This window comes from Geomonas silvestris, assembly GCF_014193515.1.
In the GTDB taxonomy this organism is placed as follows: domain Bacteria; phylum Desulfobacterota; class Desulfuromonadia; order Geobacterales; family Geobacteraceae; genus Geomonas; species Geomonas silvestris.
Window position 1 is genome coordinate 42,272 of sequence record NZ_BLXX01000016.1, and the last position, 24,904, is coordinate 67,175.

Below are 24,904 nucleotides of genomic sequence, written 5' to 3' on the forward strand. Positions count from 1 at the left end.
GTAACCAATGCCAGTGGGCAACTGACCCTTAATCGTCAATTGTCCATTGTTCATTGCTAATCGGTTCTCACTATGCGCGTACTCATCATAAAAGCATCCGCCTTGGGCGACATCATCCATGCTCTCCCGGCCCTCGATTACCTGCACCAGGTGGTGCCGGGGATCGAGGTCGACTGGGTGGTCGAGGAACCCTTCCGCCAGATCCTGGAAGGAAACCCGCTCTTGAGCATGCTGCACACCGTGCGCACCAAGGTCTGGCGCAAACGCCCCTTCGCGGCCGAAACCTGGCGCGAGATCGGTGCCCTGCGCGACGCCTTGTGCGGGCGGGACTACGACTTCGTCTTCGACATCCAGGGTAACCTGAAGAGCGGCCTGATCACCTGGGCAACCGGCGCGGAACAGCGCTTCGGGTTCACCAAGGACGCGGTGCGCGAGTGGCCCAACCTCTTGTTCACCACCCGCCAGGTGCCGCTGCGCCAGCTCGACTATCACGTCACCGACAAGTACCTACGCCTCATCAGCGTCCCGTTCGGCAAGGACTTCCGCACCATGCGGCTCACCTCGACGATCTCGACCTCACCGGAGGACGACGCCAACGCGGAGGCGCTTCTCGCCACGCTCTCGGACGGGCTCGTGTTCCTGTTCCACTGCGGCACCTCGTGGCAGACCAAGCTCTGGTCCGCGAAGTGCTGGGCCGAGCTCGGGCGCCAGGTGCTGGAGCGCTACCCGGACGCCTCGATCCTTTTGACCTGGGGCGACCAGGGAGAGCGCGAGCGCTCCTCGGAGATCGCCCGGGGGATCGGCCCCGGCGCCCGCGTGGTGGACCGCTACCCACTGAAGGCCCTCACCGCGCTCCTGAAGAAAGTCGACCTGGTGGTCGCCGGCGACACCGGCCCGGTACACATCGCCGCGGCGGTCGGGACCCCGACCATCTCGCTGTTCCGCGTCACCGACGGCAAGCTCACCGGCCCGAGGGGCGAGGGTAACCTCACCATCCAATCACCCATGCATTGCACCAAGTGCAAGCGCAAACAGTGCGACCAGGACGGTCCCTGCTCCGAAAGCATCAAGGCGGAGCAGGTGCTCGCCGCGATCGCGAACATCCTCACCGCACCGTGACCAAGATCAGCGCCACCATCATCACCCTGAACGAAGAGGCCAACATCGGCCAGTGTCTCGCGAGCCTCGACTTTGCCGACGAGATCGTCGTAGTCGACTCCGGCAGCACGGACCGCACCGCCGAGATCTGCCGCGCCCACGACCGCGTCCGTTTCGTGGAGCACCCCTGGCTCGGCTTCGGCAAACAGAAGAACCTGGCCGCCTCGCTCGCCGCAAACGACTGGGTCTTCAACATCGACTCCGACGAGCGGGTCACCCCGCGCTTGCAGGAGTCGATCCTCGCGGCCGACACCGGTAAAATCGCCTGCTTCAAGGTCGCGCGCGAGAACTACTTCGGGGAGCGCTGGATCAGGCGCTGCGGCTGGTATCCCGACTACAACATGCGCCTGTACGACCGCACCCGCTGCGCCTTCAGCGAGCGCCAGGTGCACGAGGCGCTGGTCTGCCAGGGGGAGGTGGGGATCCTTACCGGGAACCTGGTGCACCGCACCTATTCCGGGATCGCCGATTACCTGAAACGCATGGACCGCTACTCGAGCCTCGCCGCCCAGGAGCTGGTGCAGGCGGGGAAGCGTCCCGGTGTGGCGCAGCTCTTCTACAAGCCGGCGTTCACCTTCTTCAAGATGTACGTCCTGCGCCTGGGCTTTCTCGAGGGGTACACCGGTTTCATCCTCTCCAAGCTCTACTCCCACTACACCTTCTACAAGTACAGCAAGGCGATCGAGCTGAACCGGGCCGCCAAGGGGGAGCATGACTGATTCCAGTTTTGAGGTAAGCATCGTAACCGTGGTGCGTAACGACGCCGAGCGGCTCCTGCGCACCTTCGAGAGCGTGGCGCGCCACAAAGGCGACCGGGTCGAGTACCTCGTGGTGGACGGCGCCTCCAGCGACGGCACCCTTCAGACCATCGAGGCGCACCGGGGGCTGGTCGACCGCTTCATCAGCGAGCCGGACCGCGGCATCTACGACGCCATGAACAAGGGAACGGGGCTGGGACGCGGCCGCTACCTCATGTTCCTCAACGCCGGCGACGAGCTTTTGGCCGACGTGGCGGGGCTCGCCGCGGCCGGTAACGGCGAGGCGCTCCTCTACGGCAGGGCAAACATGCTGAACCCGGACGGCACGCTCAGCTACGTGAAAGGGAAGCGGCTTAAGTCGGTGCGGCGCTTTTTGAAGGGAATGCCGCTTTGCCACCAGGCGATCCTGTACCGCCGCGACCTGATGCCCGACTACGACATCAGCTACCGCATCATGAGCGACCGGCTGCTCACCTACCGCCTGGTGCGCGAGCGCGGCCTGGGCGATACCCGCTTTCTCGGCGCCACCCTGGTTAACTACTACGAGGACGGCTTCAGCATCCAGGCATCCCCCGCCCAGTGGCAGGCCGAGCAGGACCGCATGTACCGAGAGGTCGGCCAAGCGCACTACATCCTGATCAAGCGGGTGAACGCGCTCTTCAAGCGCTACGTGAAGCAGCCGCTGCAAAGGCTCTTCGGGGGGCGCCGATGAGGATCGGGATCAGCCTGGTGAACTTCAACCCGGGGCGCATGGGGGGGGTGGAGAGCTACTTTCGCAGCCTCCTGGAGGCGCTGCAGCGGGTGGATGCGGAGAACGAGTACCTCCTTTTGTGCGACGAGCGCAGCCTCGGGCACTTCCCGCTCACCGCCCCCAATTTCCGGCAGCAGCTGATCCGTTCCCGGCAGCCGCTCCCCTACCGCTGGAGCGTGAGCCTGGTGCGGCGGCTTTGCGGGATCGATATCCGCAGGTACGCGATCGACGCCTTGAAGCTCGACCTGATCCACCACCCCTTCAACATCATGAGCCCGAAACAGTCGGGGACGCCGGTGCTCCTTACCGTGCACGACGTGCAGCACGAGTACTACCCCGAGTTCTTCGGTGAGCGCGGCTACCGCAAGCGCCACGACGGTACCGTCGCCTCTCTTAAGGTCGCCAAGGGGGTGATCGCCATCTCCAGTTTCACCAAGGAGAGCCTCGTCGAGCGCTACCAGGTCGAACCGGACCGGGTGAGCGTGGTGCTTTTGGGGCGCGACCCGCGTTTCGTCCGGGTGGAGGATCCCGAGGAACTGGCGCAGGTCCGGGCGAAGTACCGCCTGGAGCGTCCCTTCATCTATTTCCCCGCCGCCTCCTGGCCCCATAAGAACCACGCGGGGCTTCTGCGGGCGCTGCGCCTGTTGCTGGACCGCGGCGAGTTCGACGGCGAGCTGGTCATGTCCGGCATCGCCGAGAAGGCCCAGGGGAGCATCGACGCACTGGTCGCCGAGCTGGGCCTTGAGGAGCGGGTGAGGGTGCTCGGCTACCTGGAGCACCGGGAGCTCCCCGTGCTCTACAGCCTGGCCCGGATGCTCGCGTTCCCTTCGCTTTTCGAGGGATTCGGCCTGCCGGTGGTCGAGGCCATGGGGTGCGGTTGCCCGGTCGCCTGCTCCAACACGACCTCCCTTCCCGAGGTGGCAGGTGATGCCGCGGTCTTCTTCGACCCCGCCAATCCCGAGGCGATCGCCCAAGCCGTCGGCTCGCTCTGGTCGGATGCCGAGCTGCGCGGCCGGCTGCGCGAGTTGGGAGAACGGCGAGTCGCGAGCTTCGACTGGGACCGCGTGGCGCGTGAGCATCTGGATGTCTTTGCAAGGGTTGCTGCGGGAAAGCTGACGGGGAAGTAGCGAGACCTTGACGCCCGGTTCCGGGGGGGGGGTGATCGGTCAACCAGGTCCTCTGCCTATTTGTGGATGAGAACGAGGGAATACGACGCAATGAACACGCCGCTGGTTTTCATCATATTCAACAGGCCCGATACCACCAAGGTGGTCTTCGAGGCGATCCGCCAGGCCCGGCCGCGCCAGTTGCTGGTGGTGGCCGACGGTCCGAGGGACCACGTGCCGGGAGAGGAAGAACGCTGCCTGGCAGCCCGCCAAGTGCTGGAAGGGGTGGACTGGCCGTGCGAGGTGAAGACCAACTTCTCGCCGGTAAACCTCGGGTGCAAGAAACGCATCATCTCGGGGCTGCAGTGGGTTTTCGACGAGGTTGAGGAGGCGATCGTCCTCGAGGACGACGTGGTGCCGGACCCGAGCTTCTTCGGCTACTGCGAGGAACTCCTGGAGCGCTACCGGGACGACCACCGGGTCGGGATGATCAACGGCGGCAACTTCCTGCGCAGCCGCTTCGAGGCCGAGGGGAGTTACTACTTCACCCGTTTCGGCCACGTCTGGGGCTGGGCAAGCTGGCGGCGGGTCTGGCGCCAGTACGACGGAGACCTCACCTCCTGGCCCGAAAAACGGCAAACCGGCTGGCTCTCCGAACACTTCGGGCAGGAGCGCCTGGCGCAGGTCTGGAGCCGCATCTTCGATGACGTGCAGCAGCACCGGGTGAACACCTGGGACTACCAGATGGACTACTGCCTCTGGGCCCACGGCATGCTCGCGGTGGCCCCCGCGGTGAACCTGGTCTCCAACATAGGCTTCGGGGCGGATTCCACCCACACCAAGGAACCCTCGGTCTGGAGCGAGATGCCCCGCCAGCCGCTCTCCTTGCCGCTTAAGCACCCGGACCGGGTCGAGCTGTGCGAGCCGGCCGACCGCATCGAGTACCACAACTATCTGCCGCTTCCCTGGCTCGAGCGCAAAAAACGCCGGCTCGCGAAGCTCGTGAAGGCAGTCAAAGGAGTTTTCGGGTGACCACCTGTAACATCTGTGCGGCAGAGACCGTCCTCCAGTTCACCGTGCCGGTGCTGCGCAAGCACCAGGTGAGCTTCCACCGCTGCCTGGGCTGCGGCTTCCTGCAGGCCGAGGAGCCCTACTGGCTGGAGGAGGCCTACGCCCGCCCGATCAACATCTACGATACCGGGATCCTGGCGCGCAACCGGGACCTCTCCCGGGCGATGTCCGCTCTGCTCTACGTGTTCTTCGATAAACGGGGGCATTTCCTGGACTACGGGGGAGGGTACGGGATCTTCACCCGGATGATGCGGGACATCGGCTTCGATTTCTCCTGGAGCGATCCCTACTGCCAGAACCTCTTCGCCGAGGGGTTCGAGTACCGGCCGGGGCAGGCGCTGGAGGCGGTGACCTCCCTGGAGAACTTCGAGCACTTCGTGAAACCTCTGGACGAGGTGGCCAAGATGCTGGCCTATTCGGAGAACATCATGTTCACCACCCAGCTGCTCCCCAACCCGGTGCCGGGGCCGCAACAGTGGTGGTACTACGCCTTCGAGCACGGCCAGCACGTGTCGTTCTACACGCCGGAGGCGCTGCGCCGGCTGGCGGCACACTTCGGCCTCAACGTGGTGTCAGACGGGCGCAGCCTGCACCTTTTGACCAGGAAGAGCGTGAGCCAGCGCTCCTTCCGCCTGGCGGTGAAGGCGGTCAAGAAGCTCCGCCTGGACCGCTTCGTCGCCCGCCGGATGTCAAGCCGCATCAACACCGACATGGCGCAGCTCATCGCCTCCGGGGGCGGGGAGCCGCGCTAGCCCTGGCAGACCTCGAAGCTCTCGCTGAGGCTTAAGGGGAGTTCGGGGTCCTCGATGATGTACATCGGGGTGCGGCCGTAGAAGGAGGGCCACATGCCGAAGGTGCTCGGCGGGGTGATGAGGTAATCGCAGCCGGCCAGGGAGTAGAGGTTCTGCATCATGTGCCCGCTGCGGAAGAAGAAGCTGAGCCCCGCCTCCTTAAAGACCGCGGTATCCTGCTCCTCGTCCGAGCAGATCAGGAACCACACCTTTTTCCCGGGGTTCAGGGCGCACATCTGCTGCATGAGGTCGCAGTAGGTCTCCCGCGAATAGAAGTAGCGCCCCTCCTGCCACCTGCGGTAATCGCCGTGCCGGATCACCACCCCGACCAAAAGGTCGTGCTCCCGGCGCTTTTCGGCCAGAAAGACGTCGACCTCCTCCTGATAGTGCCTAGCCGGCCGGAAGTACTCCCGGATCTCTGCCCCGTGCTTGATGACCAGGTCGAAGGCGCGCAGGTTCCACCCCTGCAGCATGACGATGCGCCGGGGGTCGGAAAGGTCGAGCTTAAGCGCGCTCAGGTCGATCTGCGGGTTGGTCCGCTTGTTACCCGGGCGCAGCGAGGTGATGCCGCAGATGCGTTCGAGCCCCGTGAACCGTGAGAGCTGCAGGCAGAGGTTCGCGGCGTAGTTGACGAGCCGGTACTGGACCAGGCGCCTGAACCGGGAGGGTTGGGCCCCTTGCGGCTTTTCCGGGTAGCGACACCACGGGTCGTGGGCGGTCGCCTCGAAGTGCTCGGCGTAGTCGTAGAAGGCCGGATTCACGAAGGTGTGTTTGTGCTCGATGGCGAAGGCGAGGATGTGGACGGCGTTGAAGAGCCGGTTGCACAGCCTGCCGTATTTCTTGGCAAGAATAAGCATGACGTTCCTGGCGAGGGGGGTGGCAGGTCCCGGTGGGACCGGCGTGGCGGCCGGGGTTCCGGAAGCGCGTCCGCGACTATATGCCGCGGGTGCCGCTCTTGTCAAGGTCGCCGCTTGGCTGCGCTACCGCAGTTTCGTTGCAAAATCGCGTCGGATTCCGTATAGTGGCTCGTTCGGCTGGGACCGGAAGCTGATCCGGCAACCGGTCGGCGGATGGGTTCCCGATGCGGCCCAAAAGGGGGAAAGATGGCAAAGATCCTGGTTACCGGTGCCGCCGGCTTCATCGGCTTCCACCTGGCCACCCGGCTCTTGAACCTGGGTGCCGAAGTCGTCGGGCTGGACGACCTGAACGAATACTACGACGTGAACCTGAAGATGGCCCGGCTGGAGCTTTTGCAGGCCCACCCCGGTTTTCGCTTCGTGCGCCTGAACCTCGCCGACCGCACCGGTATGGAGGCGCTGTTCGCCGAGGAGCGCTTCGACCGGGTGGCGCATCTGGCGGCCCAGGCCGGGGTGCGCTACTCGCTGGTGAACCCGCACGCCTACACCGACAGTAACCTGAGCGGCTTTTTGAACATCCTGGAGGGGTGCCGGCACACCCGGGTCGGCCACCTGGTCTACGCCTCCTCCAGCTCGGTGTACGGTGCGAACACCACGATGCCGTTTTCGGTGCACCACAACGTGGATCACCCGGTGTCGCTCTACGCCGCGACCAAGAAGGCCAACGAGCTGATGGCCCACAGCTATGCCGCGCTCTACGGCATCCCGACCACCGGACTGCGCTTTTTCACCGTGTACGGACCCTGGGGGAGACCGGACATGGCGCTGTTCCTGTTCACCCGGGCGATTCTCGAGGGGCGCCCCATCGACGTCTTCAACTACGGCAAGATGCAGCGCGACTTCACCTACGTGGACGACATCGTCGAGGGGGTCTGCCAGGTGCTGGACCGGCCGCCGGCAGGAGATCCGACCTGGAACGGCGCCGACCCGGACCCCGGAATCAGCTTCGCCCCCTACCGTCTCTACAACATCGGCAACAACCAGCCGGTGGAACTTCTGCACATGATCGAGGTGCTCGAAAAGGCGCTCGGCAAGACGGCCTTAAAGAACCTGCTCCCGATCCAGTCCGGCGACGTCCCGGTGACCTGCGCCGACGTCGACGACCTGATGCGGGACACGGGGTTCCGCCCGGCCACCAGCATCGAAGAGGGGATTCCCCGCTTCGTTGAGTGGTACCGCACCTACTATCAAGCCTGAAGGGTTGGACATGAAAGTCAGTGGTTTTACCTTTTTGAACGGGGCGGTCTCCCTGGGCTACCCCTTCCGCGAGTCGATCCGCTCGGCACTCCCCTTGTGCGACGAGTTCATCGTCGTGGTGGGGGACACCGAGGACGGCACCGCCGAGGCCGTGGCGGCGATGGGGGATCCCAGGATCAAGGTCTACCGGAGCAGCTGGAACCGCCTGGTGGGGAACTTCGTGCTCGCCCAGCAGACCAACGTCGCCTACTACAGCTGCACCGGCGACTGGGCCTTCTACATCCAGGGGGACGAGATCCTGCACGAGGAAGACCAGCAGCTCGTCATGGACCAGATGCGCAAGCACCTGGACAACCCCAAGGTGGAAGGGCTCGCCTTCGACTACGTCCATTTCTACGGCAACCACAACACCCAGGCCTGGAGCCCGCGCTGGTACCGCCGCGAGGTGCGCGTCTTCAAGAACAGCCTGCGGCTGGTCTTCCCGTCCGACGGGCTCTTCGCGGTCCTTTTGAAGACCAGCCGGCGCGCCCGCTACCTCAACGCGGTGGTGACCGGCGCCAAGATGTACCACTACGGCTGGGTGCGCAGCGATTCGCTCCAGCAGGGGGGGCAGACCAAGAAGGACGTCTACGAAAAGGTCGATCCCACTTCGCTGCGCCTTTTCACCGGGACCCACCCGAAGATCATCCAGCCCCTCTTGAAAAAAGAGGTAACCGGTCTCTTCGCGACCCAGCCGGGGTACCGGCTCACCTGGCGCGAGCGGCGCCACAAGTTACTCATGGTGCTGGAGGGGATCTTCGGCCTTGATTTCGCCAAGAACCATTTCCGCCGGGTGAAGGGGTGAACGTGACCGGTGACTCCAAGCTCTTCGTGATCGCCTCGCGCAGCGGGCGGATGGCCAACCGGCTGGTGCTCTTCGCGAACTTCCTCGCCTTTGCCGAGGAAAAGGGGCACCGGGTGGTGAACTTCAGCTTCCACTCCTATGCCGACTTTTTCGAGAGCACCCGCAAGGACGTCTTCTGCCAGTACCCGCCCCCCCGCGGCTCGAGCCTGCTGGATCTCCCCCCGGTGGCCGGGTTCCTCAAGAAGACCCGGCTCCCCTACCAGGCGGTGCGCGGGCTCACCTGGCTGAACCGAAAACTCCCGCTCGCGTCGGGAAGGGTGGCGACGCTCAAGGAAGAAGAGGGGGCCGAGGTCACCTGGCTCGATTCCCCCGCGGTCGGCGCGGCCTGCGGCGCGGCGCGCCTGGTGCTGGTGCAGGGGTGGCGCTTCCGCGCCCCGGAGTGGGTAGAGCGCCACGCCGGGGTGGTCCGGGACTACTTCCGGCCGGTCGCCGCCTTCGCGGAGGCCGCGGCACGCTCGGTCCAGGCGCTCAAGCGCGAGGCCGACCTGGTGGTCGGGGTGCACGTGCGCCACGGCGACTACCCGACCCTGAACGGCGGCCAGTTCTACTACCCCACCGCCCGCTATGCACAGTGGATGCACGAACTTGCCGAGCAGTTCCCGGGACAGCGGGTGGCCTTCCTGATCTGCAGCGACGAGCAGAGAAGCGCCGAGGAGTTCCCCGGCCTCGCGGTCGGTTTCGGACCCGGCACGCCGGTGGGGGATATGACGGCACTTTCCCAGTGCGACCTGATCCTGGGCCCCATGAGCACCTTCTCGCAGTGGAGCTCGTTTTACGGCAACAAGCCGCTTTTCCACCTCATGTCCCGCGACGACCGCGTCGAGCGGGAGCGCTTCACCGTCTCGTACCTGGCCGAGATCCCCTGATCCGGAACCGGGACGAGGCCCCTGTAACTCCGGGCCGGCACGCCCTTTAGGCCGCCCGTACACCGCCGGCGGCAGCCTCCTTTAAGGCTTCCGGCCGGACTCGAGCAATTGGAACCAACTACGCATGAACGATTTCTCCAAGGCGTCGACCGCGCCTGAAGGATGCCTCCCCGAAATAAAGGCCGTTGCCGGATTCCTGCTGCGCTACGGCGTCACCTGGCTGGTCTTCTTCCTGCTCTGCCGGATCGCCTTCGTGGGCTACCACTTCGACAAGCTGCACGGCCTGGACGCCGCGACGCTCGCCGGCATCTTCGGCTACGGCCTCTACATCGATCTCTCCAGCTCCTGCTACCTGGTGGCCGTCCCCTACCTGCTCTGGCTGGCGAACCGCTACTACCCGATCCCCAAAGCTGCGGCGGTGGCGAAGGTCTTCACCTGGTGCTGCTTCGTCTTGGCCGCCCTCATCACCGGCGGCGACCTGCAGTCCTACCAGGAGTACGGCGCCAAGCTAAACGCCATGACGGTCGCCTACCTGCGCTACCCCAAAGAGGCGCTCGCCTCGATCTCCTCGTCCCCCTTGCTGCTCCTCTTCGGCCTGGCCGGGCTCTTGGTAGTGGCAGGGGTACTTTTGCAGCGCGCCCTCTGCTCCGGCCTCTACGCCGAGCGCGGCGCCCGCGGCGTGCGCGCCGGCCTTTTCAGGGCCCTTTTCGGGATCCTCGGCGCCGGGTTCATCTTCCTCGGGATCCGCGGCAGCGTGGGGGTCGCCCCGATGAACCCGAGCTTCGTCTACTTCTCGAGCCACCAGTTCGCCAACCACGCGGCTTTGAACGCGAGCTGGAACCTTCTCTACGACTTCAAGTACTACCTGCGCCACAAGGGGAACAGCTTCGTCTACCTCCCCGAGGACGAGGTGAAGAGCCGGGTGGAACGGATACTGGGGCGCGGGGGCCCCAACGACACCGAAGAGGTACTCACCACCAAGCGCCCCAACATCGTCCTGTTCATCCTGGAGAGCTGGACCGCCGACCTGATCGGCTCCCTGGGGGGTGAGAAGGGGGTAACCCCGTTCTTCGACGAGCTCTCCCAAAACGGGGTGCTCTTCACCGATTTCTACGCCAACGGCTACCGCAGCTCCTACGGCATCGCCGCCGTGCTCTCCGGGTTCCCCTCTACCCCCGAGGGGAGCGTCTTGAACCACCCGCTCAAGATGGAGAGGCTCCCGACCCTGGGGGGGAGCCTGGCCCAGGCCGGCTACGCCACCCAGTTCCACTACGGCGGCGACGACCGCTTCGACGACATGCACGCCTTCTTCGTGCACTCCGGGTTCAAGAAGATCGTGAACCGCGACTCCTTCCGCAAGGAGGACATGAACTCGAAGTGGGGCGCCCAGGACCACGTGCTGTTCAAGCGGGTGATCGACGACCTCAGCGGCGAGCGGACCCCGTTTTTCAGCGCCATGTTCACCTTGAGCAGCCACGAACCGTTCGAGGTGCCGATGCAGCCGGTCTTCCCGGGGCGCGACGAGGCTTCCCTGTTCAAGAACGCCGTGCACTACACCGACCGCAGCCTGAAAGGGTTCTTCGAGATGGCGCGCAAGCAGAGCTGGTACGCCAACACCCTGTTCGTCTTCGTGGCCGACCACGGACACTCGCTCCCCTTGCACCGCAGCGACATCGTGCCGGAGCGCTACCACATCCCGCTGCTTTTGTACGGCGAGGTGGTGAAGCCCGCCTACCGCGGCGCGCGCCGCTCCGAGATCGGGGCGCAGTCCGACATCTCGGCAACCGTCCTGGCCCAGCTGGGGCTTGCGCACGACGGCTTTACCTGGAGTAACAACCTGTTCAACCGGCACCGCAACAACTACGCGTTCTACAACTCCTATACCGGGTTCGCCCTGCGCACCCCGGAGCAGACCACGGTCTTCGACAACGTCTCGCGCAAGGTGGTGCTCAGGGCCGGGGCCGAGCTTTCCGAAGCCCGCCAGGCCGAGACGCTCAAGGACGCGCAGGCCTACATGCAGTACCTCTACAGCCGCTACGCGGGGCTTTGAGAGCATCCGGGAAGCGCCGGCCGCACCCCGCACCGAAAGGACCGAACCGATGAAGAAAAGATACGAGCCGTTGGACATCTCGGGTGTCAGCACCTACCCCATCGCCGAGCGCAAGAACAAGGTCTCGGTGGCCCACGATTTCGCCAAGCCGGTCAAGGCCGGGATGAGTGTCGCGGACCTTTTGGCCGCGCTCCCCAAGCAGCTCGGCTCCCAGGCCCTCAACAAGGTGATCGACGCGGTGGTCGCCGCGCGGCGCAAGGGGAAACCGGTGGTGCTCGCCATGGGGGGGCACGTGATCAAGTGCGGGCTGCAGCCGGTGTTGCGCTCGCTCATCGAGGCGGACGTCATCACCGCGGTGGCCTTGAACGGCGCCGGCTCCATCCACGATTTCGAGATCGCCCTCATCGGTGCGACCAGCGAGGACGTGGGTGCCGTCCTGCACGCCGGCACCTTCGGCATGGCCGAGGAGACCGGCTTCCAGATCAACGCGGCCATCAAGGCGGGGGTCGAAAAGGGGCTGGGCTACGGCGAATCCATCGGCCGGATGATCAACGAGCGCGAGCTCCCCTTCAGAGGCGAAAGCCTCCAGGCGCTCTGCGCCGAGCGCGGCATCCCGGTGACCGTGCACGTCGCGGTCGGGACCGACATCACCCATCAGCATCCCACGGCGGACGGTGCCGTCATCGGCCAGGCGAGCTACACCGATTTCCGGATCCTCACCTCCGTGGTCTCCGAGTTGGGCGACGGCGGGGTGTACCTGAACATCGGCAGCGCCGTGCTGCTTCCCGAGGTGTTTTTGAAGGCGCTCTCCATCGCCCAGAACCTGGGGCACCACGTCGATCACTTCACCACCGCGAACTTCGATATGCAGCAGCACTACCGGCCGCTCACCAACGTGGTGAAGCGCCCGACCTCCGGGAAGAGCCACGGTTACACGATAACCGGCCACCACGAGATCATGCTGCCGTTTTTGGCAGCTGGGGTGCTGGACAGGCTTTGAGCGGCCGTTCTAGGTTCTCCGTTCTAGGTTCTATGTTAGAATCGAGGCACTTCTCTTTGGGAGGGTGTTTTGAAGATAACCCGGTTCGAAGACGTGGAATCTTGGAAAGAGGCAAGGCTCCTGGTGCGCGATGTTTATAAGGTGCTCTCCCGGTGCCATGACTTTGGCTATCGCGACCAAATGCAGCGTGCGGCTGTATCTGTCATGTCCAATATTGCTGAAGGATTTGACAGGGGGAGCAATAAGGAGTTCGTGCAGTTTCTCGTGATATCTCGAGGATCCCTTTCTGAAGTAACGAGCTTGATCTACGCAGGGCTCGATGTCGGGCATGTGGACCAAACTGCTTTCAATACGATCATAACCCGTTGCACGAAGATAACGAACCTTCTGGATGGCTTTATCCGTTACCTAAAGCACCCGGGTAACCCTAAACCTAGAGCCTACCCAGAAGGAAGGGTCTGAAGGGTTCTTTTTGGTTACAACATAGAACCTAGAACGTAGAACATAGAACGATTTTCCGAGGTTTCCGTGGAACGCAGAGAAGTAGAATCATTTTTCGAAAGAGCGGCGCAGGTGCGCGTCCTGGTTTTGGGCGACCTGATGCTGGACGAGTACCTGTGGGGGAGGGCGGAGCGCATCTCGCCGGAGGCCCCGGTCCAGGTGGTCGAGGTGGTGCGCGAGGACCTGCGCCTGGGAGGCGCCGGAAACGTGGTGCACAACCTGGTGGCCTTGGGGGCTAGGGTCTCCATCTGCTCGGTCATCGGCGCCGACCCAAACGGTGCGGTGCTGCGCCAGGCCCTCCAGGAACAGGGGGTGGAATTGGCGGGCCTGTTCGAGGAGGCCGAGCGCAAGACCAGCAAGAAGACCCGGGTCATCGCCGCCAACCAGCAGATCGTCAGGATCGACCGGGAAAGCCGCAGCGAGGTGACCGAGCACAGCCAAAAGGCGATGCTCGCCTATCTCGAGGCGAACGCCCCCGGCTTCAACGTCATCGTGGTCTCGGACTACCTCAAAGGCGTGCTCACCCCGGAGGTCCTGGCTGCGGTCTGCCGGACCGGGCGAGAGCTCGGGACCCCGGTGGTGGTCGACCCGAAGGGGAGCGACTACGTAAAGTACCGCGGCGCCACCCTGCTCACCCCGAACCGCAAGGAGGCGGAGATCGCCTCGGGAGTCGCCATCGTGGACCAGCAGAGCCTGGAAACCGCCGCGGCGCGGCTTTTGGGCTCCCTGGAACTGGACGCGCTCCTTATCACCCGCTCCGAGGCGGGGATGTCGCTGTTCCGCAGCGAGCTTCCCGCCGTGCACATCCCGACGGTGGCGCGCGAGGTCTACGACGTGACCGGGGCCGGCGACACGGTGATCTCGGTCCTCTCGCTGGGGCTCGCCTGCGGCCTCAAACTCCCGGAAGCCGCCTGGGTCGCCAACGTGGCGGCGGGGATCGCGGTGGGGAAACTGGGGACCTCGGTGGTGCTCCCCCAGGAGATCGTGGCCGAGGTCGGGCACAGCCAGAAGGACGCCGACGCCAAGATCAAGAACCTCGACGTCCTGTCCCACCTGGTCGCCGGCGAACGTGCCCGGGGCAAGAGGGTGGTCTTCACCAACGGCTGTTTCGACCTTTTGCACGTGGGGCACGTGAAGTACCTGCAGAAGGCCCGCCAGTTCGGGGACCTGCTGGTGGTGGGGCTCAACTCCGACGCCTCGGTCAGGCGACTCAAGGGTGAGCGCCGGCCGCTCATCGAGGAGTCCGAGCGGGCGCACATCTTGGCCGCGCTCGACTGCATCGACTTCGTGGTCCTCTTCGACGAGGACACCCCGGTGCGGGTGATCGAGGCGGTCCAGCCCGACGTCCTGGTAAAGGGGGGCGATTATTCCCTCGACCAGGTGGTCGGGCGCGAGATCGTCGAGGCCCGCGGCGGGAGGGTCGAGCTGGTCCAGTTCGTGGACGGCAGGTCCACCAGCCGCATCATCGAGAAAATTTTGGCCTCTTACTGAGGCTTGTCTCCCGATCCGGCTTGCGTTGGAGGCCCCGGTCGGGTAGTTTATTAATTTGAAAATTCCAGTTTTTGGAGGACCCATGAAAAAGGCATTTATTACCGGCATCACCGGACAGGACGGATCCTACCTCACGGAACTGCTCCTCTCGAAGGGGTACGAGGTCCACGGCATGATCCGCCGCTCCTCGTCCTTCAACACGGGCCGGATCAACCACATCTACCGCGACCCGCACGAGGCGGACACCAGGCTCTTCCTGCACTACGGCGACCTTAACGACGCAAGCTCCATCAACCGCCTGCTGCGCGAGATCCGCCCGGAGGAGATCTACAACCTGGGCGCCCAGAGCCACGTCCGCGTCTCGTTCGACGTCCCGGAGTACACCGCCGAGATCGACGCTCTGGGTGCGGTGCGCATCCTCGAGGGGATCCAGGAGACCGGTCTCGATACCCGTTTCTACCAGGCCTCCTCCTCGGAGCTCTACGGCAAGGTGGTGGAGACCCCCCAGAAGGAGACCACCCCCTTCTACCCGCGCTCCCCGTACGCCTGCGCCAAGGCCTACGCCTTTTACATCACGCTCAACTACCGCGAGAGCTACAACATGTTCGCCTGCAACGGGATCCTCTTCAACCACGAGTCCCCCCGCCGCGGCGAGACCTTCGTGACCCGCAAGATCACCCGAGCCGCCGCCCGCATCAAGCTGGGGCTGCAGGACTGCCTCTACCTGGGGAACCTGGACGCCAAGCGCGACTGGGGTTTCGCCGGCGACTACGTGGAGGCGATGTGGCGCATGCTGCAGGCCGACAAGGCCGACGACTACGTGGTGGCCACCGGCGAGACCCACAGTGTGCGCGAGTTTGCCGAGCTGGTCTTCGCACGTCTTGGGATGCCGCTTGAGTGGCAGGGGCACGGCGAGGCCGAGAAGGGGATCGACAGCGCCTCCGGGAAGACCGTCATCGAGATCGACCCGCGCTACTTCCGTCCGGCCGAGGTGGACCTCCTCTTGGGTGACCCCGCCAAGGCGCGCCGCGAGCTGGGCTGGGAGGTGAAGACCAGTTTTCCTCAACTGGTCGAGATGATGACCGACGCCGACTTCAAACTTGCCGAGCGCGAACTGCGCGCCAAGGGTTAACCGACGCGGGCGGGCTGCCACCTTGGCAGCCCGCCCCTTTTTTTTCGGCGCCTCCCCGGCCGCTACTCCTCCCTCCCGGACCCCCTCTTTTTTCGCAACTCACTGTTTTAAACCGTAAAACAATGCTGTGTTTACGCCCTTTTACAATCTCTGTGCCAAACTCCCCCATTTTAATAAAATAGGCTTTACACCCATTTTTTATGATGCTATACTTTGGTCCGAAATCATGCATAAACTCAATAATATCAGGCGATTTCTCGTCACACTGGCATCAATTGTCACCCTTTGCGTGGTAGGCACCATCGCGTACCGGATGCACCAGGAAGGAGCGCCCTCACGCAAGGTCCCCAAACTTCCTCTCAAGGTAGATGTTTCCCTGCAGCGGGTCCATTACACCGAGACGAAAAAAGGGGTCAAGCGTTGGGACCTCTCGGCAGACCGGGCGGAATACAACAAGGAAAGCGACTCCACCACCCTGACCGGGGTGAAGCTGGTGGTGGCGGGGAGCCGTTCCACCGGCGATCTCGAGGTGACCGCGGAGCGGGCCGAGTACCGCAACGCCACCCGCGACGTCACCCTCTCCGGCAAGGTGCTCGGGCGCAGCGCCTCGGGGCTCGAGTTCTCCACCTCGCGGATCACCTACCTCGCGGCCAAGTCGCAGCTGGAGACGGACCAGCCGGTGCAATTCAAGGATGGCGGTTTTGAACTCAAGGGGATCGGGATGGAGTTTCAGACCCAGACACGGAGGTTGAAGGTGATGAAGGACGTAAGCGCGGTGTACCGGCCGCAGGGGGTACGCTGATGCGCGGGTTCCTTCCGCTTTTCCTGCTTCTTTTCCTGGTTGCCACGGTGCAGGCCGCGCCGGTTGCCAGCCGGGAGCCATTAACAATCAAGTCGGACACGCTGCGCGCCGATAACGACAAGAAGAATGCGACCTTCGAAGGGAAGGTGGTGGCGCGCCAGGGGGATCTCACCCTGTACGCCGACCGCCTGGTGATCAGCTACTCGGGGGACGGCAAGGACCTAAGCCGCGCCGAGGCCTTCGGCAACGTCCGGATCCTGCAGGGGGCCCGGCAGGCGAGCGGCGCCCACGCGGTGTACGAGCCCAAGCAGGCGCGTATCATCCTGGACGGTGCGCCCAAGGTGACCCAGGGCGGCGACGTCATCACCGGCAAGGTGATCACCTACTACGTCAACGAACAGCGCAGCGAGGTGACCGGCGGTCCCGGCGAGCGCGTGAACGCCGTGATCCATCCCGGCGGGGGGAAAGATGTCAAACCGTAGCACCCTGAGCACCAGGGGGCTCGCCAAGGGGTTCAACCGGCGCATGGTGGTAAACGGGGTGGACATCTCCGTGAGCTCCGGCGAGGTGGTGGGGCTCTTGGGGCCCAACGGCGCCGGCAAGACCACCACCTTCTACATGGTGGTTGGGCTCGCCAGGCCGGACCGGGGGGAGGTCTTCCTGGACGGCGACCCGATCACCGAACTCCCGATGTACCTGAGGGCCCGGCGCGGCATCAGCTACCTGCCGCAGGAACCCTCGGTGTTTAGGCGCCTCACGGTGCGGGAGAACCTTCTGGCGGTGCTGGAGACCATGCCGCTGCCGCAGATGAGAAGGCGCGAGCGGGTCGAGGAGCTCTTGAGCGAGTTCCGCATCGAGCACATCGCGGGAAGCCGCGGCTTCGCCCTCTCCGGTGGGGAGAGGCGCCGCGTGGAGATCGCCCGGGCGCTCGCCACGGACCCCGCCTTCATCCTCCTGGACGAGCCCTTCGCGGGGATCGACCCGATCGCGGTGATCGACATCCAGAACATCATCACCGAGTTGAAGGAGCGCGGTCTCGGGGTTTTGATCTCGGACCACAACGTGAGGGAGACCCTGGGGGTCTGCGACAAGGCCTACATCATGAGTGCCGGCGAGGTACTCGAGTGCGGCGACCCGGTGCAGATCTCCCAGAGCAAGAAGGCCCGCGAGATCTACCTGGGGGACAAGTTCCGCCTCTAGAAAAACCGGCAGCCGCAGCGGTTGCCGAATAAAGCACCAGCGTTTCCGTGCACATGAACCCCTTTCGGTGTATTCTTGGCTTGAGGGGGACATTCCAATGAGACTGCCTAGCCAGGCAGTTGCAGAGTTCACCGCAGAATTCAGTAGGGTTTCGAAGAGGATTTATGGCTATTGAGATGCGCCAGCAGATGAAGATGAGTCAGCAACTGGTGATGACCCCCCAGTTGCAGCAGGCGATAAAGCTTCTCCAGCTCTCCCGCTTGGAGCTGCAAGACGTCGTGCGCCAGGAACTGGAAGAGAACCCGATCCTGGACGAGGTGATCGAGCAGGAAGAGGTCCGGGAGCCCGAACAGCTGGAACTGCGGGAGCGGGAGGTGGAGCCCGAGAGCCCGACCTCCGATTTCCAGGAGGTGCGCACCGGTGAGGAGACCCGGGAGGCCGACTGGGATTCCTACATCGACGGCTACAACTACAGCTCCGGCGAGCAGTACTACGACGACGAAGACCGCCCCTCGTTCGAAAACCTGTTGACCAAAAAATCCACCCTGGGCGACCACCTGCTCTGGCAGCTGAGCCTCACCCGGTTCACCGAGCAGGAGATGGTGCTCGGGGCCGAGATCATCGGCAACATCGACGAGGACGGCTACCTGCGCGCCACCCTCTCGGACGTGGCCGACGCCTGCGTGCAGACGTCCCCCTTCCAGGAAGAAGCCCTGGAGTGGGCGGGGCTCTCCGCCGAGGCCGATGCCGCCCAGAAGGAGGAGGCGAGCCACGGCTTCGCCGAGACCGTGCTGGTCCCCTTGGCCGAGCAGGTGCTGAAGCGCATCCAGGAGTTCGACCCGGTGGGCGTCGCCGCGCGCGACCTGCGCGAATGCCTGCTTTTGCAGGTGGCGAGCCTGGGGATGGGCGGGAGCATCGTCGAGGCGCTTTTGCGCGACCACCTGAAGGATCTCGAGGGGCGCCGCTACAAGCAGGCCGCCAAGGTGCTCGGTGTCGAGGTGGAGGACATCCTGGCCGCCTCGAAGATCATCGCCGAGCTCGATCCCAAGCCGGGGCGGGTCTACGGCTCCGACGACGTGCAGTACATCTCCGCGGACATCTTCGTTCACAAGGTGGGCGACGAGTACGTGGTGATGCTGAACGACGAGGGGATGCCCAACCTGAGGATCAACCCGCTCTACGCGCCGGACACCAAGGCGAGCCGCCCGGTCGACAAGAAGTGCGAGGAGTACATCGGCGAGAAGATGCGCTCGGCGATCTGGCTTATCAAGAGCATCCAGCAGCGCCAGCGCACCATCTTCAAGGTGGCGAAAAGCCTCGTTAAGTTCCAGCGCGACTTTTTGGACCGCGGCATCGAGTACCTAAAGCCCCTGGTCCTGCGCGACATCGCCGAGGACATCGGCATGCACGAGTCGACCATCAGCCGCGTCACCACCGCGAAGTACATGCAGACCCCGCAGGGGCTCTTCGAGCTCAAGTACTTCTTCAACTCGGGGATCTCCACCGGCGAGGGCGATTTCATCGCCTCGGAGAGCGTGAAGAGCAAGATCAAGGAGCTGGTCGACGCGGAGGACCCCAAGCGTCCCTACTCGGACCAGCGCCTGGCCGAGATGCTCTCCACCCACAACATCGTCATCGCGCGGCGCACCGTCACCAAGTACCGCGAAATGCTCCGCATCGGTTCGTCCTCGGAGCGCAAGAAGCATTTCTAAACGTCCGTCCCCGCCTGGCCATGGGCGGAAGCCGGCGTGTATTACAATAAAGGGAGGTACCAAGTCATGCAGATAACGACGACATTTAGGCACATGGAAGCAAGCGAGGCCCTGAAGAGCTACGCTGAAGAGAAGCTGGAGAAAGTCAAGAAGTACATCGACGAGCCGATTGTCGTCCAGGTTTTCCTTACCGTCGAGAAGATCCGTCACATGGCCGAGGTGACTATCACCGCTAAGGGGATCACCATCAAGGCCGCCGAGGAAACCAACGACATGTACGCCTCGCTGGACGCGGTTTCCGACAAGATCGAGCGTCAGCTGCGCCGTTTCAAGGAGCGCATCAAAGCCCACAAACCTGCCTCGGATGCACGCGAGCGCCAGGTGCAGAAATCGATCGTGGAGGCCCAGAGCATCGAGGAGGCGAGCGCCGCCCCGGTGGTCATCAAGACCAAGAGCTTCTCGATGAAGCCGATGAGCGTGGAAGAGGCCGTCATGCAGATGGAACTGCTGCACAAGGACTTCCTGGTCTACACCGAGTCTTCGACCGAAACCATCAACGTGGTGTACCGTCGCAAAGACGGCAACTACGGCCTGATCGCACCGGAAAACGTATAAAGGCAACAGACGTTTAACACCAGTTCTACGTTCTACGTTCTACGTTGAAACCCAATGGGTCACGCGTAGGGCGTAGGGCGTAGAGCCGCTAACCTACAACCCGTTCTACGTTCTGTGATCTACGTTAGCTACCACCGAGTCGGGGTTAACGTAGAACCTAGAACGTAGAACCGCTTCTTGTGCGGGGAAAGGTCGGTAGTGCAGTGAACAGCATGAGCCTCAGCATCAAGGACCTTCTCGAGGACAAGGCCTACGGGCTTGACCTCAAGCTCATCGGCGGGACGGCCGGTCTCTCCAACCGCCTCTACAGTTCCCGTATCCAGAAACCGGGCCTCGCGCTCACCGGGTACACCGAGCACCTGCATCCGGACCGGGTCCAGGTACTGGGCAACACCGAGATCTCCTACCTACGACAGATTCCCGACGCGCTCGGGCGCAAGCACATCGAGACCCTGTGCAGTTTCCCGATCGCCTGCTTCATCGTCACCAAGGGGCTTGATCCTCCCGAGTTTCTGAAGACCTCGGCAGAAGGGGCGGGGATTCCTCTTTTGGTGTCGCACCACCAGTCGTCCACCTTCATCTCCCTCGTCACCAAGTTCCTGGAAGAGAGCCTGCTCCCCTCGACCCACATCCACGGCGTGCTGGTGGACGTCTTGGGCGTGGGGGTGTTGCTGCTCGGCAAAAGCGGCATCGGCAAGAGCGAGTGCGCCCTGGACCTGGTGATCCGCGGGCACCGGCTGGTGGCGGACGACATCATCCACATCAAGAAGAAGATGCCCGCGGCCCTGGTAGGGCAGGCGGGAGAATCGATCCAGCACCACATGGAGATCCGCGGGCTGGGGATCATCAACATCAAGGACCTCTACGGGGTCTCCTCGATCCGAGAGAAGAAGATCATCGACCTGGTGCTGGAACTCATGGAGTGGGACGCGAACCAGGAGTACGACCGCCTGGGGATCGACGAGCAGGTGAAGACCATCCTGGGCGTGGACCTGCCGCACCTCCAGGTGCCGGTGCGCCCGGGGAGAAACCTCACCTCCATCATCGAGGTGGCCGCCCGCAACTTCCTGTTGAAGGGGATGGGGTACCACTCTGCGAAGGAGTTCCACGAAAAGCTTCTGGCGCGCCTCGAGGTGCGGCCCCTGGGCAACGAGGTGGAGTGAGATGCGCATCGTGATCATCACCGGGCTCTCCGGCTCGGGCAAGTCGACCGCGGTACGCGCCCTGGAGGACGAAGGGTTCTTCTGCCTGGACAACCTCCCGGTCTCGCTGGTCTCCACCTTCATCGACCTGGTGGAACACTCGCGCGAGGACATAAAGGACGTGGCGCTCGTCATGGACATTCGCGGCCGCGACTTCATGAAAGGGTACGACGAGGTGTTCAGGAACCTGACCCAGACCGGCCACATCCTGAAGATCTTCTTCTTCGACGCGAGCGACGAGGTGTTGATCCGCCGCTTCTCGGAGACCAGGCGCCGGCACCCGGCCCTGGACGGCGGCACGGTCCCCGAGGGGATCAGCTTCGAGCGCGACCAGCTGGCGGGGCTGCGGCGCATCGCCACCGCGATCATCGACACCTCGGAGATGAACGTGCACCGGCTGAAGGAGGTGGTGATCTCCAGCATCAAGGGGAGCGAGAGCGCCCTCGAGATGCAGGTGAACCTGCAGTCCTTCGGCTTTCGCTACGGGATCCCCCTGGAGAGCGACCTGGTCATGGACGTCCGCTTTCTCCCCAACCCCTACTTCGTCCCGGCGCTGCGCCCGTTCTCGGGGCTCGAGCAGGAGGTGCGCGACTACGTCCTGGGCCAGAAGGAGACCGAGGTCTTCCTGGAGCGCTTCCGGGGGCTTTTGGAGCACCTGCTCCCCGGTTACCGGCGGGAGGGTAAATCCTACCTTTCCGTCTCGATTGGCTGTACCGGCGGCCGGCACCGCTCGGTCGCCATCGCTGAAGAGCTGTATCAGTATTTCAAGCAGAGAAACGTGAATATCAAGATTACCCACAGGGATATCGACAAGGGGCTGGGATGATAGGACTGGTTGTAGTGGCGCACGCGGGGGTGGCAGCCGAGCTGCTCGCCGCGGCGGAGATGATCGTCGGGAAACTTGAGCTGGCGGAGACGGTGGGGATCGCACCCGACGCCCAGGCGGCAACCGTGATGGCTTCCATCAAAGAGGCGGTGGCCCGGGTCTCCGGCGCCGGCGCCATCATCATGACCGACATGTTCGGCGGCACGCCGTCCAACATGAGTCTCTCCTTCCTCGAGGAGGGGAGGGTCGAGGTCTTGACCGGGGTGAACCTCCCGATGCTGATCCGGTTCACCCAGGACCGCAACCGGCTGGCAGTGGGTGAGTTGGCCCTCAAGCTCAAGGAGAGCGGCCGCGAGGGGATCTCGGTGGCCGGCGACTACCTGAAAAAATAGCGGCCGGGGGCGGTGTGCCGTCCCCTGAGCCTAAGGGAATAAGAAGAGAGGCCTATGAATCAAGGTGAATTTGTGATACCCAACAAGCTCGGGTTGCACGCCCGGGCCAGTGCCCTTCTGGTGAAGACCGCGAGCCGCTTCGGCTCCGATATCAAGATCGAGCGCGAGGGTGTCGAGGTGAACGGCAAGAGCATCATGGGGATCATGATGCTGGCGGCCGGCAAGGGGAGCATGGTGACGTTGAAGGTCGAGGGCCCGGATGAAGCGGAGGCCTTCGAGGCAATCGGGGAACTGATCCGCAATGGATTTGGTGAAGAGTGAAACCAGACAATTTCAGGGGATAGGCGCCTCGGCCGGCATCGCGATCGGCCAGGTCCGCATCACCGAACGGCGCCGGGTGATCGTCACCGAGTACTCGGTTTCCGCCGACGGCATCCCCGCCGAGCGCTACCGGCTGCGCAAGGCGCTGGACCGCACCAAGGAGGAGCTCGCAGCCCTTAGGGAGCAGCTCTCCGAGACCCACGGCCCCGAGCACCTGTGCGTGATCGACGCGCACCTGCTTTTGCTCGACGACAACATGCTGATCAGCGAGACCACCGGCTACATCGAGCGGCTGGGGATCAACGCCGAGGGGGCGCTCAAGCGGACCATGAGCCGCTTCAAGACCTTCTTCGACGCGGTGGACGACGAGTACCTGCGCGAGCGCGGCAACGACATCGAGGTGGTGGTCGAGCGGGTACTGCGCACTATGGTGGGCGAGAAACAGGAATCTCTGGACCAGATCGAGGGGAAGGCGATAGTCGTGGCCCACGAGCTCTCGCCGGCCGACATCCTGCAGATCGACAAGGAGAAGGTGGTCGGCGTCGTCACCGACCTGGGGGGGAAGACCTCGCACTCCTCCATCCTGGCCCGCGCCTTCGAGATTCCCGCGGTGGTCGGTGTCGAGCGGATCACCAGCGAGGTGAGCGACGGCGACACCGTGATCATCGACGGAGCCACCGGCGCGGTGATCGTGAACCCGGACCCCGAGGTGTTCCGGAACTACCTGCAGCGCAAGCAGCGCTACGAGTACGTCGAGCGGGAACTCCTGAAACTGAAGGACCTGCCGGCCCAGAGCCTGGACGGACACCGAATCCACCTCAAGGGGAACATCGAGTTCGTGGAGGAGGTCTCCGCCATCAACAAGCACGGCGGCGAAGGGATCGGCCTGTACCGTACCGAGATGCTCTTCTTCAACCGCGCCAGTTTTCCGGACGAGGAGGAGCAGTACCAGGCCTATGCGGCCATCGTCCAGGCCATGGCTCCGAGGCCGGTCACCATCAGGACGCTCGACGTGGGAGGCGACAAGTGTGTCACCGACCCGTGTCTCACTGACGAGATGAACCCGGCCCTGGGGGTGCGCGCCATCCGGCTCTCGCTGCGCCAGCCCAAGGCGTTCAAGGCCCAGCTCCGTGCCATCCTGCGCGCGAGCGCCCTGGGACCGGTGCAGCTCTTCTTCCCGATGGTTTCGGGCGTTGCCGAAGTGAGGCAGGCGAAGGCGCTTCTCGAGGAGGCCAAGGCCGAACTGCGCGGGAAACATCCTTTCGACGAGGCGATCCAGGTGGGGATCATGATCGAGATCCCTGCCGCGGTGGTGATCGCCGACTTGCTGGCAGCCGAGGTGGATTTCTTCAGCATCGGCACCAACGATCTGATCCAGTACACCCTGGCCATCGACCGGACCAACGAACATCTCTCTTCGCTCTACGAGCCGTTGCACCCTGCGGTGTTGCGCTCTCTCAAACAGGTGGTGGACGCGGCGCACCGTGCCGGCATCAAGGCCCACATCTGCGGCGAGATGGCGGGGGATCCCGAGTACCTCCCCTTCCTGCTCGGGATGGGTTTCGACGAGCTCTCCATGAACCCGGTCTCCATCCCGCGGGTCAAGAAGATCCTGCGGCGCTGCACCATGGCCGAGGCCAAGCAGGTAGCGGACCGGATGGTGACCTTTGCCACCGCAGCCGAGGCGGATAGTTATCTGAAGAGCGAGATTGCTGCGAGGTTCTCGGAAAGTTTCGACTGAGTCGGGAGAGGTACCGTACGGAAAGGTGTGCAGGGGCGAACCAGTGGTTCGCCCTTTTTTTGTGGCGCGAGATTTTGAATCGCATCCGAGGACTTCTCAATCGCTTTGGGGAGGTTTCCAATCGCTCTTGAGAAGCTCCTAACCGCTCTTGAGAGGCTCCCAGCCGCTCTTGAGAGGCTCCCAACCGCTCTTGAGAGGCTCCCAATCGCTCTTGAGAGGCTCCCAATCGCTCTTGAGAGGCTCCCAATCGCTCTTGAGAAGCTCTCAACCGCGGGCCTGTAAAATCCTTTGTGTAAATGGCCATTTTCGGTTAGAACCCACTCGATAGGAGGGAGCCGATGGCCAGTGTAGATGAATTGCTTGATGCTTTGATTAAGGACTGCAAGAAACCAGAAGACAT

Annotated in this window: 25 protein-coding genes; 24 read left to right on the forward strand and 1 reads right to left on the reverse strand. The window is 63.7% G+C overall.

All coding sequences use genetic code 11. The annotated features are described in order from the left end of the window. The first annotated feature begins 72 nt into the window (after positions 1-72). The 6 genes from waaC (at position 73) to GMST_RS19590 (ending at position 5,596) form a co-directional block, all read left to right on the forward strand. Complete coding sequence (gene waaC, locus GMST_RS19565; protein WP_183356396.1) at positions 73-1,119, forward strand: lipopolysaccharide heptosyltransferase I; 1,047 nt, start codon at positions 73-75, stop codon at positions 1,117-1,119. Beyond that, a complete protein-coding gene (locus GMST_RS19570) occupies positions 1,116-1,877 on the forward strand; it encodes a glycosyltransferase family 2 protein (RefSeq protein WP_246399928.1) in 762 nt (253 codons plus the stop codon). Before waaC ends, GMST_RS19570 begins: the two co-directional genes overlap by 4 nt. Next, positions 1,870-2,628 carry a glycosyltransferase family 2 protein gene (locus GMST_RS19575; RefSeq protein ID WP_183356397.1) on the forward strand — a complete coding sequence of 253 codons (759 nt, stop codon included), beginning with the start codon at positions 1,870-1,872 and terminating at the stop codon, positions 2,626-2,628. Before GMST_RS19570 ends, GMST_RS19575 begins: the two co-directional genes overlap by 8 nt. Next, complete coding sequence (locus GMST_RS19580; protein ID WP_183356398.1) at positions 2,625-3,794, forward strand: glycosyltransferase family 4 protein; 1,170 nt, start codon at positions 2,625-2,627, stop codon at positions 3,792-3,794. The genes GMST_RS19575 and GMST_RS19580 overlap by 4 nt, the downstream gene beginning before the upstream one ends. Positions 3,795-3,884: 90 nt before the next feature. Next, positions 3,885-4,805 (forward strand): glycosyltransferase family 2 protein, encoded by a 921-nt coding sequence (locus tag GMST_RS19585; RefSeq protein ID WP_183356399.1) that lies wholly within the window; start codon positions 3,885-3,887, stop codon positions 4,803-4,805. Next, on the forward strand, positions 4,802-5,596 hold the full coding sequence (locus GMST_RS19590) for a class I SAM-dependent methyltransferase (protein ID WP_183356400.1): 795 nt from the start codon (positions 4,802-4,804) through the stop codon (positions 5,594-5,596). The genes GMST_RS19585 and GMST_RS19590 overlap by 4 nt, the downstream gene beginning before the upstream one ends. Here the strand turns inward: GMST_RS19590 and GMST_RS19595 are convergent. Next, a complete protein-coding gene (locus GMST_RS19595; RefSeq protein ID WP_183356401.1) occupies positions 5,593-6,492 on the reverse strand; it encodes an O-fucosyltransferase family protein in 900 nt (299 codons plus the stop codon). The genes GMST_RS19590 and GMST_RS19595 overlap by 4 nt on opposite strands. Positions 6,493-6,738: 246 nt before the next feature. Here GMST_RS19595 and GMST_RS19600 point away from each other — a divergent pair, with 246 nt between their 5' ends. The 18 genes from GMST_RS19600 to ptsP all read left to right on the forward strand — a co-directional run bounded on the left by GMST_RS19600 (position 6,739) and on the right by ptsP (position 24,504). Further along, positions 6,739-7,749: an NAD-dependent epimerase gene (locus GMST_RS19600; RefSeq protein WP_183356402.1), complete on the forward strand. Its 1,011-nt coding sequence runs from the start codon at positions 6,739-6,741 to the stop codon at positions 7,747-7,749. A 10-nt stretch (positions 7,750-7,759) separates the two neighbouring features. Continuing rightward, a complete protein-coding gene (locus GMST_RS19605; RefSeq protein WP_183356403.1) occupies positions 7,760-8,593 on the forward strand; it encodes a glycosyltransferase family protein in 834 nt (277 codons plus the stop codon). A gap of 2 nt (positions 8,594-8,595) precedes the next feature. Continuing rightward, positions 8,596-9,519 carry an alpha-1,2-fucosyltransferase gene (locus GMST_RS19610; protein ID WP_183356404.1) on the forward strand — a complete coding sequence of 308 codons (924 nt, stop codon included), beginning with the start codon at positions 8,596-8,598 and terminating at the stop codon, positions 9,517-9,519. 124 nt (positions 9,520-9,643) lie between these two features. Next, positions 9,644-11,569, forward strand: coding sequence for an LTA synthase family protein (locus GMST_RS19615; protein ID WP_183356405.1), 1,926 nt, complete (start codon positions 9,644-9,646; stop codon positions 11,567-11,569). Between the two features lie 49 nt (positions 11,570-11,618). After that, positions 11,619-12,569, forward strand: a complete 951-nt coding sequence (locus tag GMST_RS19620; protein WP_183356406.1) for a GSU2086 family protein — start codon at positions 11,619-11,621, stop codon at positions 12,567-12,569. A 69-nt stretch (positions 12,570-12,638) separates the two neighbouring features. Further along, on the forward strand, positions 12,639-13,031 hold the full coding sequence (locus GMST_RS19625) for a four helix bundle protein (RefSeq protein WP_183356407.1): 393 nt from the start codon (positions 12,639-12,641) through the stop codon (positions 13,029-13,031). Positions 13,032-13,097: 66 nt separating this feature from the next. Then, entirely contained in the window at positions 13,098-14,561 is a 1,464-nt protein-coding gene (hldE, locus tag GMST_RS19630; protein ID WP_183356408.1) for a bifunctional D-glycero-beta-D-manno-heptose-7-phosphate kinase/D-glycero-beta-D-manno-heptose 1-phosphate adenylyltransferase HldE, read from the forward strand. A gap of 82 nt (positions 14,562-14,643) precedes the next feature. Next, positions 14,644-15,693, forward strand: a complete 1,050-nt coding sequence (gmd, locus tag GMST_RS19635; RefSeq protein ID WP_183356409.1) for a GDP-mannose 4,6-dehydratase — start codon at positions 14,644-14,646, stop codon at positions 15,691-15,693. A gap of 226 nt (positions 15,694-15,919) precedes the next feature. Further along, entirely contained in the window at positions 15,920-16,495 is a 576-nt protein-coding gene (gene lptC / locus GMST_RS19640; RefSeq protein WP_183356410.1) for an LPS export ABC transporter periplasmic protein LptC, read from the forward strand. After that, entirely contained in the window at positions 16,495-16,977 is a 483-nt protein-coding gene (lptA, locus tag GMST_RS19645; RefSeq protein ID WP_183356411.1) for a lipopolysaccharide transport periplasmic protein LptA, read from the forward strand. The genes lptC and lptA overlap by 1 nt, the downstream gene beginning before the upstream one ends. Next, entirely contained in the window at positions 16,964-17,695 is a 732-nt protein-coding gene (lptB, locus tag GMST_RS19650) for an LPS export ABC transporter ATP-binding protein (protein ID WP_183356412.1), read from the forward strand. Before lptA ends, lptB begins: the two co-directional genes overlap by 14 nt. A 164-nt stretch (positions 17,696-17,859) precedes the next feature. After that, on the forward strand, positions 17,860-19,407 hold the full coding sequence (gene rpoN, locus GMST_RS19655; RefSeq protein ID WP_183356413.1) for an RNA polymerase factor sigma-54: 1,548 nt from the start codon (positions 17,860-17,862) through the stop codon (positions 19,405-19,407). 66 nt (positions 19,408-19,473) lie between these two features. Beyond that, a complete protein-coding gene (hpf, locus tag GMST_RS19660; protein ID WP_183356414.1) occupies positions 19,474-20,022 on the forward strand; it encodes a ribosome hibernation-promoting factor, HPF/YfiA family in 549 nt (182 codons plus the stop codon). 212 nt (positions 20,023-20,234) lie between these two features. After that, positions 20,235-21,185 (forward strand): HPr(Ser) kinase/phosphatase, encoded by a 951-nt coding sequence (gene hprK / locus GMST_RS19665; RefSeq protein ID WP_183356415.1) that lies wholly within the window; start codon positions 20,235-20,237, stop codon positions 21,183-21,185. 1 nt (position 21,186) lies between these two features. After that, entirely contained in the window at positions 21,187-22,050 is an 864-nt protein-coding gene (rapZ, locus tag GMST_RS19670; RefSeq protein WP_183356416.1) for an RNase adapter RapZ, read from the forward strand. Next, positions 22,047-22,442, forward strand: a complete 396-nt coding sequence (locus GMST_RS19675) for a PTS sugar transporter subunit IIA (protein ID WP_183356417.1) — start codon at positions 22,047-22,049, stop codon at positions 22,440-22,442. The genes rapZ and GMST_RS19675 overlap by 4 nt, the downstream gene beginning before the upstream one ends. Before the next feature lie 54 nt (positions 22,443-22,496). Beyond that, positions 22,497-22,763 (forward strand): HPr family phosphocarrier protein, encoded by a 267-nt coding sequence (locus tag GMST_RS19680; protein WP_183356418.1) that lies wholly within the window; start codon positions 22,497-22,499, stop codon positions 22,761-22,763. Then, the gene (ptsP, locus tag GMST_RS19685; protein WP_183356419.1) at positions 22,744-24,504 is read left to right on the forward strand and encodes a phosphoenolpyruvate--protein phosphotransferase; all 1,761 of its coding nucleotides are present in this window, start codon (positions 22,744-22,746) and stop codon (positions 24,502-24,504) included. Before GMST_RS19680 ends, ptsP begins: the two co-directional genes overlap by 20 nt. Positions 24,505-24,904 lie beyond the last annotated feature (400 nt).

Excerpts from the sequence above, each read along its gene's own strand:
- GMST_RS19620 (WP_183356406.1), top strand. The coding sequence starts at position 11,619 with ATGAAGAAAAGATACGAGCCGTTGGACATCTCGGGTGTCAGCACCTAC.
- GMST_RS19585 (WP_183356399.1), top strand. The coding sequence starts at position 3,885 with ATGAACACGCCGCTGGTTTTCATCATATTCAACAGGCCCGATACCACC.
- hprK (WP_183356415.1), top strand. The coding sequence starts at position 20,235 with ATGAGCCTCAGCATCAAGGACCTTCTCGAGGACAAGGCCTACGGGCTT.
- GMST_RS19595 (WP_183356401.1), bottom strand. The coding sequence starts at position 6,492 with ATGCTTATTCTTGCCAAGAAATACGGCAGGCTGTGCAACCGGCTCTTC.
- GMST_RS19580 (WP_183356398.1), top strand. The coding sequence starts at position 2,625 with ATGAGGATCGGGATCAGCCTGGTGAACTTCAACCCGGGGCGCATGGGG.
- gmd (WP_183356409.1), top strand. The coding sequence starts at position 14,644 with ATGAAAAAGGCATTTATTACCGGCATCACCGGACAGGACGGATCCTAC.
- lptC (WP_183356410.1), top strand. The coding sequence starts at position 15,920 with ATGCATAAACTCAATAATATCAGGCGATTTCTCGTCACACTGGCATCA.
- GMST_RS19675 (WP_183356417.1), top strand. The coding sequence starts at position 22,047 with ATGATAGGACTGGTTGTAGTGGCGCACGCGGGGGTGGCAGCCGAGCTG.
- ptsP (WP_183356419.1), top strand. The coding sequence starts at position 22,744 with ATGGATTTGGTGAAGAGTGAAACCAGACAATTTCAGGGGATAGGCGCC.
- GMST_RS19600 (WP_183356402.1), top strand. The coding sequence starts at position 6,739 with ATGGCAAAGATCCTGGTTACCGGTGCCGCCGGCTTCATCGGCTTCCAC.
- waaC (WP_183356396.1), top strand. The coding sequence starts at position 73 with ATGCGCGTACTCATCATAAAAGCATCCGCCTTGGGCGACATCATCCAT.
- GMST_RS19680 (WP_183356418.1), top strand. The coding sequence starts at position 22,497 with ATGAATCAAGGTGAATTTGTGATACCCAACAAGCTCGGGTTGCACGCC.
- hpf (WP_183356414.1), top strand. The coding sequence starts at position 19,474 with ATGCAGATAACGACGACATTTAGGCACATGGAAGCAAGCGAGGCCCTG.
- lptB (WP_183356412.1), top strand. The coding sequence starts at position 16,964 with ATGTCAAACCGTAGCACCCTGAGCACCAGGGGGCTCGCCAAGGGGTTC.
- rapZ (WP_183356416.1), top strand. The coding sequence starts at position 21,187 with ATGCGCATCGTGATCATCACCGGGCTCTCCGGCTCGGGCAAGTCGACC.
- GMST_RS19605 (WP_183356403.1), top strand. The coding sequence starts at position 7,760 with ATGAAAGTCAGTGGTTTTACCTTTTTGAACGGGGCGGTCTCCCTGGGC.
- GMST_RS19615 (WP_183356405.1), top strand. The coding sequence starts at position 9,644 with ATGAACGATTTCTCCAAGGCGTCGACCGCGCCTGAAGGATGCCTCCCC.
- lptA (WP_183356411.1), top strand. The coding sequence starts at position 16,495 with ATGCGCGGGTTCCTTCCGCTTTTCCTGCTTCTTTTCCTGGTTGCCACG.
- GMST_RS19575 (WP_183356397.1), top strand. The coding sequence starts at position 1,870 with ATGACTGATTCCAGTTTTGAGGTAAGCATCGTAACCGTGGTGCGTAAC.
- rpoN (WP_183356413.1), top strand. The coding sequence starts at position 17,860 with ATGGCTATTGAGATGCGCCAGCAGATGAAGATGAGTCAGCAACTGGTG.